This is a genomic window from Rhodococcus sp. S3 (assembly GCF_058211795.1).
On record NZ_CM177074.1, the window covers coordinates 4330567 to 4344474 of the forward strand.

Annotated in this window: 11 protein-coding genes and 1 pseudogene; 1 reads left to right on the forward strand and 11 read right to left on the reverse strand. The window is 65.0% G+C overall.

Annotation, left to right across the window (positions count from 1 at the left end; genetic code table 11):
* Positions 1-25 precede the first annotated feature (25 nt).
* The 8 genes from bsh to AC0LPE_RS20010 are packed head-to-tail and all read right to left on the reverse strand — an operon-like array spanning position 26 to position 10025.
* Positions 26-2572: a choloylglycine hydrolase gene (gene bsh, locus AC0LPE_RS19975; RefSeq protein ID WP_490605070.1), complete on the reverse strand. Its 2547-nt coding sequence runs from the start codon at positions 2570-2572 to the stop codon at positions 26-28.
* On the reverse strand, positions 2569-3429 hold the full coding sequence (locus AC0LPE_RS19980) for an alpha/beta fold hydrolase (RefSeq protein ID WP_490605071.1): 861 nt from the start codon (positions 3427-3429) through the stop codon (positions 2569-2571). Before AC0LPE_RS19980 ends, bsh begins: the two co-directional genes overlap by 4 nt.
* On the reverse strand, positions 3429-4193 hold the full coding sequence (locus AC0LPE_RS19985; protein ID WP_490605072.1) for an aspartate/glutamate racemase family protein: 765 nt from the start codon (positions 4191-4193) through the stop codon (positions 3429-3431). The genes AC0LPE_RS19980 and AC0LPE_RS19985 overlap by 1 nt, the downstream gene beginning before the upstream one ends.
* A complete protein-coding gene (locus tag AC0LPE_RS19990) occupies positions 4190-5527 on the reverse strand; it encodes a M20 family metallopeptidase (protein WP_490605073.1) in 1338 nt (445 codons plus the stop codon). The genes AC0LPE_RS19985 and AC0LPE_RS19990 overlap by 4 nt, the downstream gene beginning before the upstream one ends.
* Entirely contained in the window at positions 5524-6858 is a 1335-nt protein-coding gene (locus AC0LPE_RS19995) for an amidase (RefSeq protein WP_326600013.1), read from the reverse strand. Before AC0LPE_RS19995 ends, AC0LPE_RS19990 begins: the two co-directional genes overlap by 4 nt.
* Positions 6855-7733 (reverse strand): VOC family protein, encoded by an 879-nt coding sequence (locus tag AC0LPE_RS20000; RefSeq protein ID WP_326600015.1) that lies wholly within the window; start codon positions 7731-7733, stop codon positions 6855-6857. Before AC0LPE_RS20000 ends, AC0LPE_RS19995 begins: the two co-directional genes overlap by 4 nt.
* 39 nt (positions 7734-7772) lie before the next feature.
* On the reverse strand, positions 7773-8828 hold the full coding sequence (locus tag AC0LPE_RS20005; RefSeq protein ID WP_490605074.1) for an FAD-binding oxidoreductase: 1056 nt from the start codon (positions 8826-8828) through the stop codon (positions 7773-7775).
* A 3-nt stretch (positions 8829-8831) separates the two neighbouring features.
* Entirely contained in the window at positions 8832-10025 is a 1194-nt protein-coding gene (locus AC0LPE_RS20010; protein WP_085469794.1) for a Rieske 2Fe-2S domain-containing protein, read from the reverse strand.
* A gap of 265 nt (positions 10026-10290) precedes the next feature.
* Between AC0LPE_RS20010 and AC0LPE_RS20015 the strand changes: the two genes are divergently transcribed.
* Positions 10291-10905 carry a winged helix DNA-binding protein gene (locus AC0LPE_RS20015; RefSeq protein WP_160873994.1) on the forward strand — a complete coding sequence of 205 codons (615 nt, stop codon included), beginning with the start codon at positions 10291-10293 and terminating at the stop codon, positions 10903-10905.
* Between the two features lie 79 nt (positions 10906-10984).
* Here the strand turns inward: AC0LPE_RS20015 and AC0LPE_RS20020 are convergent, their stop codons facing one another.
* The 3 genes and pseudogenes from AC0LPE_RS20020 to AC0LPE_RS20030 form a co-directional block, all read right to left on the reverse strand.
* Positions 10985-12514, reverse strand: a complete 1530-nt coding sequence (locus AC0LPE_RS20020; RefSeq protein ID WP_490605075.1) for a sugar transferase — start codon at positions 12512-12514, stop codon at positions 10985-10987.
* A gap of 540 nt (positions 12515-13054) precedes the next feature.
* A pseudogene (locus AC0LPE_RS20025) lies at positions 13055-13205 on the reverse strand (hydroxyquinol 1,2-dioxygenase); the annotation flags it as partial.
* A 27-nt stretch (positions 13206-13232) separates the two neighbouring features.
* Positions 13233-13763 (reverse strand): nuclear transport factor 2 family protein, encoded by a 531-nt coding sequence (locus AC0LPE_RS20030; protein ID WP_490605076.1) that lies wholly within the window; start codon positions 13761-13763, stop codon positions 13233-13235.
* Positions 13764-13908 lie beyond the last annotated feature (145 nt).

Here is a 13908-nt window from a genome sequence, read left to right on the forward strand (position 1 = left end):
CGAGGCCGTTCCGATCGAGCTGCGGTCAGTTCTGCATGAGGACCTGCTGGCTCTTCACCAGCGGATACGACGCCAGTTCGCTCCCGTCGAGATCCTCTTTGTGCATGTCGACACCGGTGATCTGACTGTTCTCGTAGGTGCGGTAGTAGTAGATGCCTCTGTGGGTGTTACAGCACGACGAGTAGATGGTGATCTCGTACTTGTCGTCGAGCCGAACACATCCCCGCTGCTGTTCCACAGAACCGAGGATGTGGAAGAACTGGCTGATCGCCTCGGACTCCGAGTCGCCCGACACCGAATTCACCTTGGTGAAGGCGGCCTTGACGAAGCGCGACATCGACGACAGGTCTCCCGGCAACCCCACAGCACCGAGGCCGCGACTGTAGGTATCGAAGGGGATCTCCTTCGAGAAGCGCGGCTCGGGTGGATCGATCGACAGACTCATGTAGTTGTTGATGTTGAACAACTGGATGTCGAAGGTCGGATTGTTCGTGAGGACCTGGATCGGGTTGTCGTGGACCTTCAAGCCCTCGGCGACGGGTTCGACGGTAATGGACTCGTCCCGGTCGGAAATGATCCAGTGCAGCGGGGACGGCGGGAACTCCTCACTGAACGCAATGTCGACGATGCGCACGTCCGCAAGCGCGTCCCGCACCTGCGCGACGGTCTCGAACTGTCCGAGCACCCAGGGGATGAACTCGAACGACGCGACATTCGTCCCGTCCTCCGAAACGGGCTTGTAGTCGGCATTGTCGGGGAAATTCAGCCCCGCCATGCTCAAGCCCTTCTCGTTGGTCGCGTCGTAGTAGAGCGGATAACCCTCGGCTACCGTCGCCATGCCGATCATGGCGTGATGCGTCTTCAGTGGCGGCACCTTACGGAACTCGAACGGGAAGTTCCGCGGCGTGACCGTCACCGCTTCCCGGTAGGAGTATTCGAGATCGAGATTCCGGCCGAAGTAGTGGTCCTTGGCGGTGTAGTTGGCGGCTGTGCACATGCGGCTCCCTCCGAACTGTTTCGTCCACGATATCGGCATATGCGTGGACGCGTGGCGGTTCGACGCGGCCTTCTTGTCGGCCACCGAATGCCGCCGTTTCAATTCCTGGGCGGCGTGCCGGTACGACGACGGGCGCGCGGGCAGAAGCCACTGCAGGAATCGGGTACCCGGACCGACGTTCAGGCCGATCTCGTCGAGAACCTCGTCCACATGCCGAAGAGAGAACGGGATGATGTTCGTGCCCCGGGCCTGCTTGCCCTCGGTGCGCTCGATCATCCAGTTCAGCCTCGTACGGACGAACTCGCGACGCTCCTCCACCGGCGGAATCTCTCCACCGAGCAGATGATTGACGGTCCACAGCGCCGCCGCCTCTGCACTGAGCGGGCTGAACAACGACGACCCATAACCGACGAAGTACAGGTTGGCCACGTCGTTGGGCAGGATCTGCCGGTAGAGCAGGAAATTGCCGTCATCGTCCAGCAGGCGCTCCTGCACCGCCGCCGACAGGAAGGGCACCCGCTGCACGAACCCGGTCGCACAGACGATCACATCCGCCGGCAGCACCGATCCGTCGTCGAGTTCGGCGACCGGCCGACCGTCCTTCTCTCGCAGAACGGCGATCGATCGTCCCCGCCGCACCGAGATGGTGCCGGCCTCGACCTTCTCGTAGAATCCCTCGGTCGCGAGGCTGACGGCATGTCGCACGATCCGTTCGAACGAGCCTTCCGGAACCAGCCCGGTCCGATCGAACCGCAGTTGGCGTCGGGCGATCTTCTCGATGGAACCGAGTAGACCGTTGCGAACGAACTTCCCCGGCCCGGTCAGGAACCGTCCGAATCCTCGCTGCTCGATGTGCTCGAACAACCCCTCACTGAGACGCGTGAGCAGGATGTACTTGTAGTTGAGCACGTTCGCCAGCTTGCGCGGCATCTTCCAGGTGACTTCGCGGGCCACGACGGTGGTGGACGCCGCCACCTCACTCAGCGCCTCTGCGACATCGCAGGACGACTTGCCGTACCCGACCACCAGCACGTCGCGGCCCGCCGCATCGGCGAGGTCGTGGAAATCCGACGCCGCACAGAGCCGTCCGCCCGCACCCTCGTACTCCTCCTTACCTTCGTAGGGAGGAACGAACGGATCGCAGAAGATACCGTTCGCCACGATCAGGTGGTCGTACTCCTCGACCGCAGTCTCGTCCGAATCGAGACTCCTACTGGTGACCGTCCACCGTTCCGACTCCGGGTCCTGTTCCGCAGAGACCACTTCGGTTCCCAGACGCAGCAGGCGCCGGAGCCCGAAATGCTCGACGTAGTCGTCGAGATACCGCTGGACCTGTTCACCTGTGGGCCATTCCGGGTACTCGTCCGGCATCGGGAAGTCCGAGAACGCATACGTGCCCTTGTTGTTCTGAGTGGTGACACCGGGATACCGGCGAGTCACACTCCACACCCCGCCGACGTCCGGGGTCCGATCGTAGACATGAACGTCGAATCCGAACTCCGACAGGAGTTTCGCCGAGCACAGGCCGGCTATACCCGCACCGGCCACCGCAACGTTTCGTCCCCGGCCGGTCATCCCTCGTTCGCCCCCGCGGAATCCTCGGCGAAGAACGCGCTGACGAGCTGCTGGAAACGTGCGGCGTGTTCGATCTGCGTCCAGTGACCGCACTTACCGAAGATGTGCAGTTGCGAGTTGGGGATCAGGTCGAACATCTTCTGCGAGGCCGCGACCGGTACCACCCGATCCTCGCGTCCGTGCAGGATGAGCACCTCGTGCTCGATGGCGGCCAGATCTTCGTCGGGCACGATCTGCGCGTCCAGCCACCGCTGCCGGGGTTCGGGGAAGACCTGCTCGAAGGCTTCCTGCGCACCCGGCCGAATGGTCGCCCGGTACCGCAGTTCGGCCAGTTCGTCGGTGACCAGGGACCGGTCGTAGGCCATGATGTCCATGATCTTCTTCATGTTCTCGACCGAGGGCGTGTATCCCCAGAGCGCATCGAGTTCGGGGGTGAAGTCGAACTGCACACCGCCGGCTCCCATCAGCACGATTCGGCCGAGCCGCTGCGGGTGCCGGACTGCGAGGTGCAATGCGAGTCCACCACCGAACGAGTTGCCGACCACGTGCACCTTCGGGATCTCGAGGCCGTCGAGGAGAGCGAGGATCTGATCGATCCAGGTATCGAAGATCTCGAACCGGACCGGATCGGGAAGGGTGGTGTATCCGAAGCCGACCAGATCGGGAGCGATCACTCGACGCTGTTCTGCGAGGACCGGGATCAAACCTCGCCAGTTGGCCCACGCCGAGACGCCGGCGCCGGAACCGTGGAGGAGCAGCACCGGAATGCCGTCTCCCTCCCCCACGTCGTGATAGTTGGTCTCGAACCCGGAAGTGCGGATGGTTTGTGCGACTTCGGGATTGGTATCGACCTGCATCAGGACTCCTTTGAAGGGAAGACGGAAGCCACCGCGGCGAGCAGGTCGTCCTGCGGCCGTTCGGGAGAGGGGTAGGCCTGCTTGCTGTGCGACAGGCCGGTCTGCACGAGCATCTCGCACATCTTGTAGGCGACGACACCGGGATTGAGCACCGGCACGTCGAGGACGGTGGACAGGTGGGCGTGACTCTGGTGCATCGTCGTCGAACCCAGGATGATGACGTCGGCGCCGTCCTCCGCGATCGCGGTCTTCGCCTCGCGCTCGAGTGCCGCGAAGACGAAATCCTCCTTGCCCGCGAGCAGTTCGGCGGTATCGGGGCGGACACCGATGTCGCGCACGGAAGCAAGCCGGGACATGATGCCGTTCTCGCGAGCAGCCTTGTGGTACAGCTCGTGCCACTGCGGCCACATGGTGATCACCGAGAACTTCTTGCCGAGCATGCACGCCAGCAGCATGGTGGCCTGACTCGGTGCGACGACCGGGATGGACAGTCGCGAGCGCAGGGCAGCGAGCGCCGAATCGCTCATCGAGTTGACACAGACCCCGACATAGCCCTGTTCTTCCGCACGACAACCCGCGTCGAGCACGAATGCGTCCGCGAGGGTCGTCTCGTAGGCGCTGTCGAGGGTGCCGCCTCCGTTGCGTGCCGAGACGAAGACGTTCTCGAACGCCGGGTGCACGTAGTCACCGGAGAGCTGGGCGGCGAAGGCGTCCAACGCTTCCGGCGGTACCGCCACGGGGACGATGTTCAGTACACGCTTCACAGGTCGAGTTCCTCTCGGGTACGGGTCAAGGTGTCGACGACCGCGAACGCGATGGCACGGGTCGCCATCATCACGTCGGTCACCGAGGCGACGCCCATGCCGCCGAGACCCTCGTTGAGTTCGGCCGGGGCACTCGCCGGCGGCCAGGGATAACCGATTCGGGCACACGGAACTCCGAGCCGACGGATCAGGGTGCCGTCGGTCTGCCCGCCCAGTAGCGGGGTGGACTCGTAGAGCTTGCCCTCGACTTCCTCCCAACCGCGTTGGCAGCTCCGGATGATCCAGTTGTCGGGATCGGTCATGCCGCCCGGCAGGGACCCGTACATCTCCCAATCCAGTTCGATGTCCGGATGCTGCGCGCGCAGAGCACGAATCATCTCGGCAAACTGGTGCCGCACCTCGCCGGGCGTGGTCCGCGGATTGACCCGCACGTCGAGGTAGATCTCGGTCGCCGCGGACGGGAAGGCCGGCTTGTCCGGGTTTCCGGACCGGACCGCGGAGATCCAGCCCTCCGCCAGCGTCGACCCGGAGGTGTTACGGGCCGTGTACTCGGGCAGCCACGCCTCGATCGCCTGGATCACCGTGGCCGCGGGCACGATCGACGACCGGAAACCCTCGGTACCACGACTGATACCGGCATATCCGAAGGTGCCGCGCACGGTCACCTTGAACCAGCACATCCCGGGTTCCTCCGGGTACACCGCCCACCACGGCTTCAGCACGATCGCGTGGTCGGGCATCATGCCGTGGGTGAGCAGGTGGAACACGCCGGAGCTCATGCCGACCTGGTCGCGGTTGCTCATGCTCACTGGCATTCCGCCACCTGCGAACCCGATGGCCAGATCACCCAGCAACGGCAGGTCGGCGTCGGCGACCGCGTGCAGCACCTCGGTCAACCCTGCCACCATGCACTTCGGATTCGAGGCACCGAGTCCGATCACCAGGTCGCCGTCGACCTTCGCTTCGGGAATCATGTCCGGCCGCAACGACTTCCCCACCCACGGCACGTCCGCCTCCGGGTCGATGTGGGTGTCGATCGGCGCATACAGGAGCAGCCGGCTACCGCCACCGCTGCCCGGCAACTCCCCGATCGCGTTGCCTGTGTGCTCGGAGATCGGTTGGTACCGGGCACCGATCCCGACCTTGTCCTGCAGGTACGACGCCATGTACTCGGACGCGGGTCGCTCCCGGCCGGTCGGACTGTGGATGTTCACCAGGTCGACGAGCAGATCCCGGAACCGATCCGGATTCAACTTCGCCAGAACCTTCTCGTACATCTCCCGCCGAGCGGGATCGAGTGTCGCAGTGTCGGTTGTCTCGAGAGCGTCGGTCACGGTCGGCCCCCTTCGTCGTGAACCTCGAAGCGATGCGCCAATCCGACGCGGTCGGTCAGGCACGTTGCGATGCGGACCAGCCCCTGGTCTGCGTGGTGTGGAGCGATGATCTGGATGCCGAGGGGCAGCCCTCCGAACCCGCGGCCCGCGGGAAGCCCGACCGCAGGGCATCCGGCGATGCTGGCGAGCTTGTTGAACACCGGATCCCCGGTGCCGGACTCGATCGGCGGGGCCTCGCCCGGTGCCGCGAGCGTGACCAGCACGTCGACGTCGGCGAAAACCTGCCCGACGAACGTCCGGACATCCCGGAGCACCTCGCGTGCCCGCTGGACCTCGCTCGGAGCGGCGGTCCGTCCCTCGTTGAGGAATCGATGCAACTGCTCGGAGACCCGCTCGACGTGTGGACGGGCGATCCGGTCGGTGAGCGATGCGGACGCCTCCACGGCCATGATCAGGGTGTGTGCCCGGTCCAGAGCGTCCAACTCGTCGGGTACCGGCACATCCCGCACATCGGCGACGACCCCTTGCAGGTTCTCCGCGAACTCGTCGAGCAACGCCGCTGCGGCCGGAGTGGCCCGATCGGCCCACGGCGGCCGGAGAATCCCCACCCGCAGGTTCCGCAGCGCGGGAAGAACAGTGGTCCGTGGGGTGGCGACCCCGTCGGTCGAGAGCGACTCGTCCACCGCCCCCAGCCATGCCGGATGGCGTGCGAACGCGCCGACGGTGTCGAAGGTCAGCGCGACGGGCAGGACGCCGTCGAACGGCCAGCGCCCGTACGTCGGCTTCAGCGTGAACACACCGCAGAACGAACCGGGTCGCAGGACCGAGCCCGCGGTCTGGGTGCCGAGTGCGAGCGGCACCTGGCCGTCGGCAACCGCGGCGGCAGATCCACTCGACGACCCGCCCGGAGTCCGGTCGAGACCGTGCGGATTGCGGGTCGCAGTGGGCCGGTAGGTGGCGAACTCCGTGCTGGTCGTCTTACCGAGGATGACCGCGCCGTCCCGCCGGAGCCGGCGGACGACCTCTGCATCCTGGGCCGGCTGCCATCCGGCCCACAGGCTCGAGCCGTAACCGGTCGGCTGGTCGCCGGTCTCGATGATGTCCTTGAGTCCCACCGGGATACCGTGCAGCGGAGAGCGCCGCTGCTCTCCGTCCCGAGTCCGCGCCTGCTCGCTCGCACGCTCCGGGTCGAGGTGTGCCCACGCCCCGACGACGTGATCACGCTTCGCGATCCGGTCCAGGCAGTGCTCGACGGCGGAGACACTCGGATGCTCGTCGGCGAGGATGTCCGCGATCGGCGAGACGGTATCGGAGCCGGTCACGGCACTCATCCGACCTTCTGCGGTTCGTGGCCCCACCGCGACGGCGAACGGAAGGTCTTGACCTCCCAGGCGTCAGAATCGATCGTGTCGCCTCCGTAGCCGATCTCGATGGCGAAGCCGGACGGTGTGCGCATGTAGAAGGAGGTGACGCCGTCGTTGGTGTGGCGGCCGAAGGTCATCTGCAGTGCGATGCCTGCGCCGGTAACGAGATCATAGGCGCGGCCCACGTCGTCGAGCGATGCCACCTCGATCATCAGGTGGTTGAAGTCGCCGCCGGTGAAGCTGAAGCACTCGTTCATCAAGGCCAGGCTGTGGTGCCGCGGATTGCAGTGCAGGAAGGTGGCATCCGCACCGTCCCAGACGATGTAGTCGGTGAGCCGGAACCCGAGGACCCGGGTGTAGAAATCGACTGCGGCGGGGTAGTCCTTGCACATCAGGACCACGTGGCCGAGACCGAGTTCGCCGGTGACGAACCCGCTGATCACCCCTCCCCCGGCCAGCGGGGTGTGATCGATGGTGGGTCCGAAGACCACCTCGTTGGGGAAACCGTCGGCGTCGGTGAACCGGAATGCTGCGACGGCCAGTCGCTCCTCCGGTGAACCGGTATCGATCCACTCGACGTCGATGCCCTCGGCTGCGACCCGGTCCGCGACGTCGCGGAGCTGGTCGAGGCCGTCGACCTCCCACGTGATGGCCCGGATCCGATCCTCGTCCGCGGGATACAGCGCGATGCGGTGGTGATGGTCGTCGAGCCGGATCAGCAGCGGATCGGTGTCATTGTGCCGAGGTCGTGCCTGCAATCCGAGCAGATCGACCAGAACCTGACGCCAGGTGTCGAGATCGGAGACGTCGACACTCAGAGCGCCCAAGCGGGTGATGCTCATATCGTCCTCTGTTTCGAAAGGGGCGCCGCGGGCAGGCGGCTAACTGGGAAGGAATTGCTCGGCGTGGATGCGCTCGGCAGGCAGGCCGAGTTCGACCAGCCGGTCGTGCGCGGCGGCGAGCATCGCGGGCGGTCCGCACAGATAGGCGGACGTACGCGGGTGACGAACGTCGTCCTCGGTGAGGACGCTGACCGGGTTCCCGGTGAGGACCCCCTCGATGGAGGTCGGCTCATCGGACACCACCCGCACGTCGAGGGTGCGCATGAAGCTCCGGCGGGCCTCGAGTTCGTCGAGGTGGAACAGATCTGCCTCCCGGGCGCATCCGAACACGAGACGGATCGGATGGTCCTCACGAGCGGTCTGCAGGTTCTCGAGCATGGACAACATCGGTGCGAGACCGGTGCCGCCTGCGATCATCAACGTGGGACCGGGCTCGTCGGAGAGTCCGAATCCTCCTCTGGGCCCTTCGATTTCGATCGCGTCACCGACGGCGGCGACTTTGCGGAGATAGTCCGACATCGCCCCGGACGGCAGGACTCGGATCGTGAACGCGAGCTTCTTGCGGTCGCGCTCCCCGGATGCCATCGAGTACGAACGCCACTCCTCGGTGCCCGGCACCTGCATCCGGACGTACTGGCCGGCACGGAAGGCGAACCGGACGGACTTCGGCAGTTTGAGCACGAGCTCCACCACCGACTCTCCGAGCCAAGTGATCGCCCCGACCTTGGCCGTGGCGGCAACGAGTGGATACTCGTCCAGCATCGAGGCCGGATAATCGAGTTCGACCTCACTGTCCGCGCACGCCACCGACTGGCACAACAGTCGCTGGCCCTCGCGGATCTCGTCCTGGCGCAAGGAGAACACACGGTCCTGCGGCATCGCGAGGTCGCCACGAACGACCTTGCCGACGCACGTGCCACACGTCCCGACAGTGCACTGACTGACCAGTCGGACCCCTGCGGCCGTGGCCGCCTCGAGAACCGTCGAACCGGCCGGCACGGACACAGTCTTGGTGCCATCGGCGAAGGTCAGATCTACCGTGTGGACGACTCCGGCCTCGGACGCCGCCACCGCTTCGGTCGGGGTGATCGTCATGGGTCAGTCCTCGTCCAGGTACGGCGATTCGAAGAAGCCGCGCGGGTGCCGGGCCGCCATCTTGCGCCAGGCGATGATGGAATAGTCCATGTCGCACAACATCTCGTTGTTCCAGCCGTCGAAGCGGGTGTAGTGCTCCTCGGTGGCCTCACGAGCGAAGACGTCGCTGTTGTTGAAGCCCTCCAGCGCCAGCGGCAGCATGAAGTTGTCGTACTTGAAGTTGAACTCCGCGATCTCCTCGTCGGTGCGGGCGCGGGTGGCGATGATCTCCCAATACTCGTGATGGTGGTCGTCGATCGGGACGTAGAACTCGTACTGGACGTGGTCGGTGATGGGCCAGTGCTCGACCATCAGGACACCGGGGACCCACAACGAGGTGCGGAAATAGTGCGGGACCGTGCCGCGGGCCTTCATGTTGACCTTGGGATTGTCCAGAACCGGCTGGTACAGGTCGGGGCGGTCGTAGCGGTTCATCACGCCCTTGGGACCGTCCTCGATGTCGATCTCCTCCGTCGCCGAGTCGGTGAGTGCATTGACACCGAGAGGCAGGGCGCGGTCGAGAGCGACCAGGATCTGGTTGTCCCAGTGGACCAGCAGATGTCCCGGATCGAGGCCGTTCTCGGCGGCGAGGCGCCAGTTTCCGACGAGCTTGCGGTGGATGCCGCGGATCACGATGCCCTCGTCGAGCAGATGCGGTACGGGAGAATCGTTGGGGTCGTTGGTGACCGGCGCGGGAAGGTCGCTGGCCAGCGGAGGCGGAGTCCCGAAGTCCTCCTCACCGACGAACACGTAGATGATCCCGTTGACCTCTTCCACCGGGTACGTCCGGATGCCGGCCTTCCCGATCAGCGAGTCGTCGGGATTGCCGACGATCGTGGTCAGGCTGCCGTCCTCGAGTCCGTAGGTGAAGCCGTGGTACCAGCACGTGATCGTGCCCTCGGACAGGCACATCGGCTTCGCCGAGAGCTTCACGCCTCGGTGGATGCAGCGGTCGGATACTGCGTAGGTCTTACCCGAACTGCGACGCAGGGCGATGTCGTGTCCACCGATGGTGACGCCCTTGGCGGTGCCGTCCTCGAGTTCGCTGGACAGCAGCGCGGGATACCAGTGGTTGGCGAAACCCCAGTCTGCCTGGACATACGGGGCGTACTGGCGGGTGACGCCCGCCGAGGATCCGCTGTGCGAGATAGCGGTCATGGAATGACTCCCTGGAGGTGAGTGAGGGGTGGGGTAGGTCGCTGGATGGGCTGAGGTGCGACCGAGGTACGGACCCGAGAACCGGGTCTTCGAGAAGTGGGTGACACTCGCTGTGTCTGAAGCCAAAGTATCGAAGTTCCGTGGAACGTCAATAGAAAATCCATGAAATTTACATTGATGACATGTGCGCAATCTTGATACCGTTGACCCGCGCGGCGCACCCCGCCGCGGGGCGATGAGCCCGGGCCTATCGCGGAAGACAGTGATGACCAGCGCAGACTCCGAGCCGACCAGCGACACCGCACCCCTGCCCACCGGCAGACGTTGGCATCTCGCCGAGAACGCCTACGAGGACGCCCTGACGTCCTTCGAGTTCGCGATCCTCCAAGCCGAAGGCGGCTTCCAACGCTTCGCCATCCAAGCGATCCGGGCAGCCACAGACCTCGACCTGGCCTTCAACGAGATCGTCGCGTTGCACGTCGTGCGGATGCAGGAGCGTTCGAAGGACACCGCGACGATCGCCCAGCTGACCAACCGGGAGGATCTGCCCAATCTGCAGTACAACCTCCGCAAGCTCGTCAGCCTCGGCCTACTCGAACGACGGAAGGCCGGCACCTCCTCCGTCTTCACCGTCACCGAGAAGGGTCGGGCCGTCACCGATCGCTACGCCCAGCTCCGCCGCGAGACCCTGGTGTCCAACCTCGAGGAACTGAGCGACATCACCACGAAGATGCGGCACGCGTCGCGATCGATGCAGGTGCTGACCGGCCTGTACGAGGCCGCGAGCCGCGAACTCGCCACCATCAACACCGCCGTGCTGTTCGAGCCATTGGAGAACGGGAGTCGACCCCGCCGCTCGACAAAGCGCAAAGCCGACTGAACGGCACCGCTGCTATCTACCGCATACGAAAGAACGGCCCCGGAGTGGGAACTCCGAGGCCGTTCTTGTCGAGCTTTTCTCAGTAGGCGCCGTCGCTGGCCAGGACCGCCTTGACGGTCTTGCCGATGATCAACACATCCGAGACCATCGACCAGTTCTCCACATACGACAGATCCAGCCGCACCGACTCGTCCCACGACAGATCCGACCGGCCGCTGACCTGCCACAGGCCGGTCACACCCGGGCGCACCAGCAGCCGGCGCTTGACGCGACCGTCGTAGGCCTCCACCTCTCGCCGCAACGGCGGACGCGGACCCACCACACTCATCTCCCCGCGAATGACATTGAGGAACTGCGGGAGTTCGTCGATGCTGAACCGGCGCATCACCTTGCCGATACGGGTGACCCGCGGGTCGTCCTTCATCTTGAACAACGGGCCGGCACCCTCGTTCTGCGCCAACAACGTCTCGACCATCGTGTCGGCGTTGGTCACCATCGACCGGAACTTGATCATCCCGAACGGCGTGCCATCGATGCCGATGCGCTCGGCCTTGTAGAAGACCGGACCCCGATCCTCGAGCTTGATCAACAGCGCAACGACCGCAAACACCGGAGCCAGGGCCACCAGCGCCGCACCGGCGAAGACCAGATCGACGATCCGCTTCCCCGACCGCTTCGCCCCGTGATAGCTCGGCTTCTCGACGTGGATCAGCGGCAGACCGGCCACCGGGCGCATCTCGATCCGCGGACCCGCCACATCCACCACACCCGTGGCGACGACCAGGTCGGTGTCGAGCGGCTCGAGCTGCCAGACCAGATCGTGCAAACCGTCGCTGCCCAGGGTCTCGGTGGCGGTGACCACCACCGTGTCCGCCCCCGACAACTCGAGCGCCTCGACGACCGAATGCTCGTCGCCGTAGATAGTGATCTCCCGGCCGTCGACATCGATCACATCCCCCGCGGCACCCGAATAGCGGGGCACGCACACACCGACGACGCGATAACCCTCCCCGTCCTTACGGGAGAAGGTGCGGGTCATGTGCCGCACCGCCCGCGCACCACCCACCACGAGTACCGACGTCTGAAAGTCGCCCCGAGCACGCTTGCGCGCGATCACCTTCCGCCACACCCACCGAGTGAGCAGCAAGCCGGCGAGGCCGACCGGCAACGCAATGGCAAGGAATCCGCGCGCGATCTGCTCGTTGGTGATGAGCGCGATGATGGCGATGGTGCCGAACATGGCGAGCGTCGCCGAAATGACTCGCTGATACTCGTCGTAGCCGGCACCGATCACGCGACGCGACCGAGTGCGGAACAGGCTCAATGCGCCCAACCACGCGACGATGATGGTCGCGGATGTCAACGAGTACTCGAATGCTGCGCCCTCCCCGGCCAGCAAGAGTTCCTCGTATCCGAACCGCACCCACTGCGCCAGCAGCACGGACAGCACCACGACGAGCGCGTCCGTGACGTAGAGCCGCTTGACGTAGACGTCCTGCCACTTCCACCGATTGACGCCGGTGCCGGGCGACGCGTCCGCGGGGGCGCGGTTCTGCGCACCCCGCGGAGCGTCGAACGGGTCGACCCCTCGATCATCGACCGTCGTCATCCCGCAGTCCTCCCCATAAGTGGTGTCTCCTCCCCGAGACAAAACTTTCCCGACGAGTCCAGCCCCGGCGGTGGAACCGGACTCGAGCGAGCGTTACCCGAACTATCCCTAAGAAATAGCTGAGCGTTACGTGTGAACTGAAGTCTTGTCGCAGATCAGCCGGGAAATCCAGACCCATCGTCCGAGACGGTCGTGGGATTGCGTCCTGTGTTCGGTTGAATCTCTTGGGCTTCGAGCGCATCTACCTGCATGTAGCCCCGAACGCCCGAAAAACCGAAAGTGACGACAATCACTTTTACGTAACGCCCTCGTCCAGGGTTCAGAGGCCGACGAACCCGGCCGCCAGAGCCACAGCAGCGAATACTGTTACTGCGAGTTCACGAAACATCAAGAGTCCGCACGTAGTTGGCGGAGAGATGATGCGACTCGCACGGGAGGTGGGCTCACCAACCGAAGACACCGCATCTTGACGCGGTGAAACGGGGTTCGCCCGGCCTGTTGCAGGGGCGAACCTCGTTTCACCGCGTCAACCCGTGGGGGTCAGACGCCCTCGGGCGCGAGCACGATGTCGAACCGGACCTTCACCCAGGAGCGGTCCCCCAGACCGCGTCCGTCCGGCGTCGGCGTGGCCCGGCGACTGCTGCGCAAACTCCTTGACGAGCGAGTCCTTCACGCCGAAAACGCTGTCGCCGAAGAATCCATCCCTGACGGGCGTCGTTCAGAGTCCCTTCAGGAAACTGAAGAAGCCCGGCGTGTGCACCTCACGCAGGCGGGTGAGCTTGCGGTAGGAGATCAGCCAGACACCGTCGACCTTGCGGTACTCCTCGTGGTAGTGCCCCCACCCGTGCAGCGACTCCTCGACGCCGTCGTTGTCCCACCACAGCTGGTCCTCCATCGCCCAGATGCCGCGCGCGCTCGTGGCTGATTCGAGGACGATCTCGGGGCAGTGCCCGTGGTGCGCGGAGGTGATCGACACCGGTCCGTCGAGGAAGTTGCTGATGGCGCGGGTGAGTGCCTCGCGACCCACCACACGACCGGCCTCTTCACCGGTACGGGGCTGCTTGTCGCTGGGGAGTCCGCCCCACGTCTCGCTCACCACGTCCTCGGTGTGCAGAGTCGGGTACAGCTCCCACTGCTTGGTGTCCATCACCCGCAGCCGAGCTGCGAAGACCTGCTGGATCTCGTGGATGGCGAGAAGCTGTTCGGCCGCAGACAGATCACTGATCGGGCGGGCCGTGGTCTCGGTCATGGCGATCCTTCCGGAGCAGGCGGTCACCGGCCTGTCTACCGGCCGTCGGACGCAATCTCCTGCAACGTCCCGCTGATCGGAACAACAGCCGGCCCGCCGAAGGGGGCGGACCCCGTCCGTGTTGCCCGGATGTCCCGTTCAACGG

What these genes read in the sequence shown, in the direction of transcription:
- bsh (WP_490605070.1), bottom strand. Translation starts at nt 2,572, where the DNA reads ATGACCGGCCGGGGACGAAACGTTGCGGTGGCCGGTGCGGGTATAGCC.
- AC0LPE_RS19980 (WP_490605071.1), bottom strand. Translation starts at nt 3,429, where the DNA reads ATGCAGGTCGATACCAATCCCGAAGTCGCACAAACCATCCGCACTTCC.
- AC0LPE_RS19995 (WP_326600013.1), bottom strand. Translation starts at nt 6,858, where the DNA reads ATGAGTGCCGTGACCGGCTCCGATACCGTCTCGCCGATCGCGGACATC.
- AC0LPE_RS20000 (WP_326600015.1), bottom strand. Translation starts at nt 7,733, where the DNA reads ATGAGCATCACCCGCTTGGGCGCTCTGAGTGTCGACGTCTCCGATCTC.
- AC0LPE_RS20005 (WP_490605074.1), bottom strand. Translation starts at nt 8,828, where the DNA reads ATGACGATCACCCCGACCGAAGCGGTGGCGGCGTCCGAGGCCGGAGTC.
- AC0LPE_RS20010 (WP_085469794.1), bottom strand. Translation starts at nt 10,025, where the DNA reads ATGACCGCTATCTCGCACAGCGGATCCTCGGCGGGCGTCACCCGCCAG.
- AC0LPE_RS20015 (WP_160873994.1), top strand. Translation starts at nt 10,291, where the DNA reads ATGACCAGCGCAGACTCCGAGCCGACCAGCGACACCGCACCCCTGCCC.
- AC0LPE_RS20020 (WP_490605075.1), bottom strand. Translation starts at nt 12,514, where the DNA reads ATGACGACGGTCGATGATCGAGGGGTCGACCCGTTCGACGCTCCGCGG.
- AC0LPE_RS20030 (WP_490605076.1), bottom strand. Translation starts at nt 13,763, where the DNA reads ATGACCGAGACCACGGCCCGCCCGATCAGTGATCTGTCTGCGGCCGAA.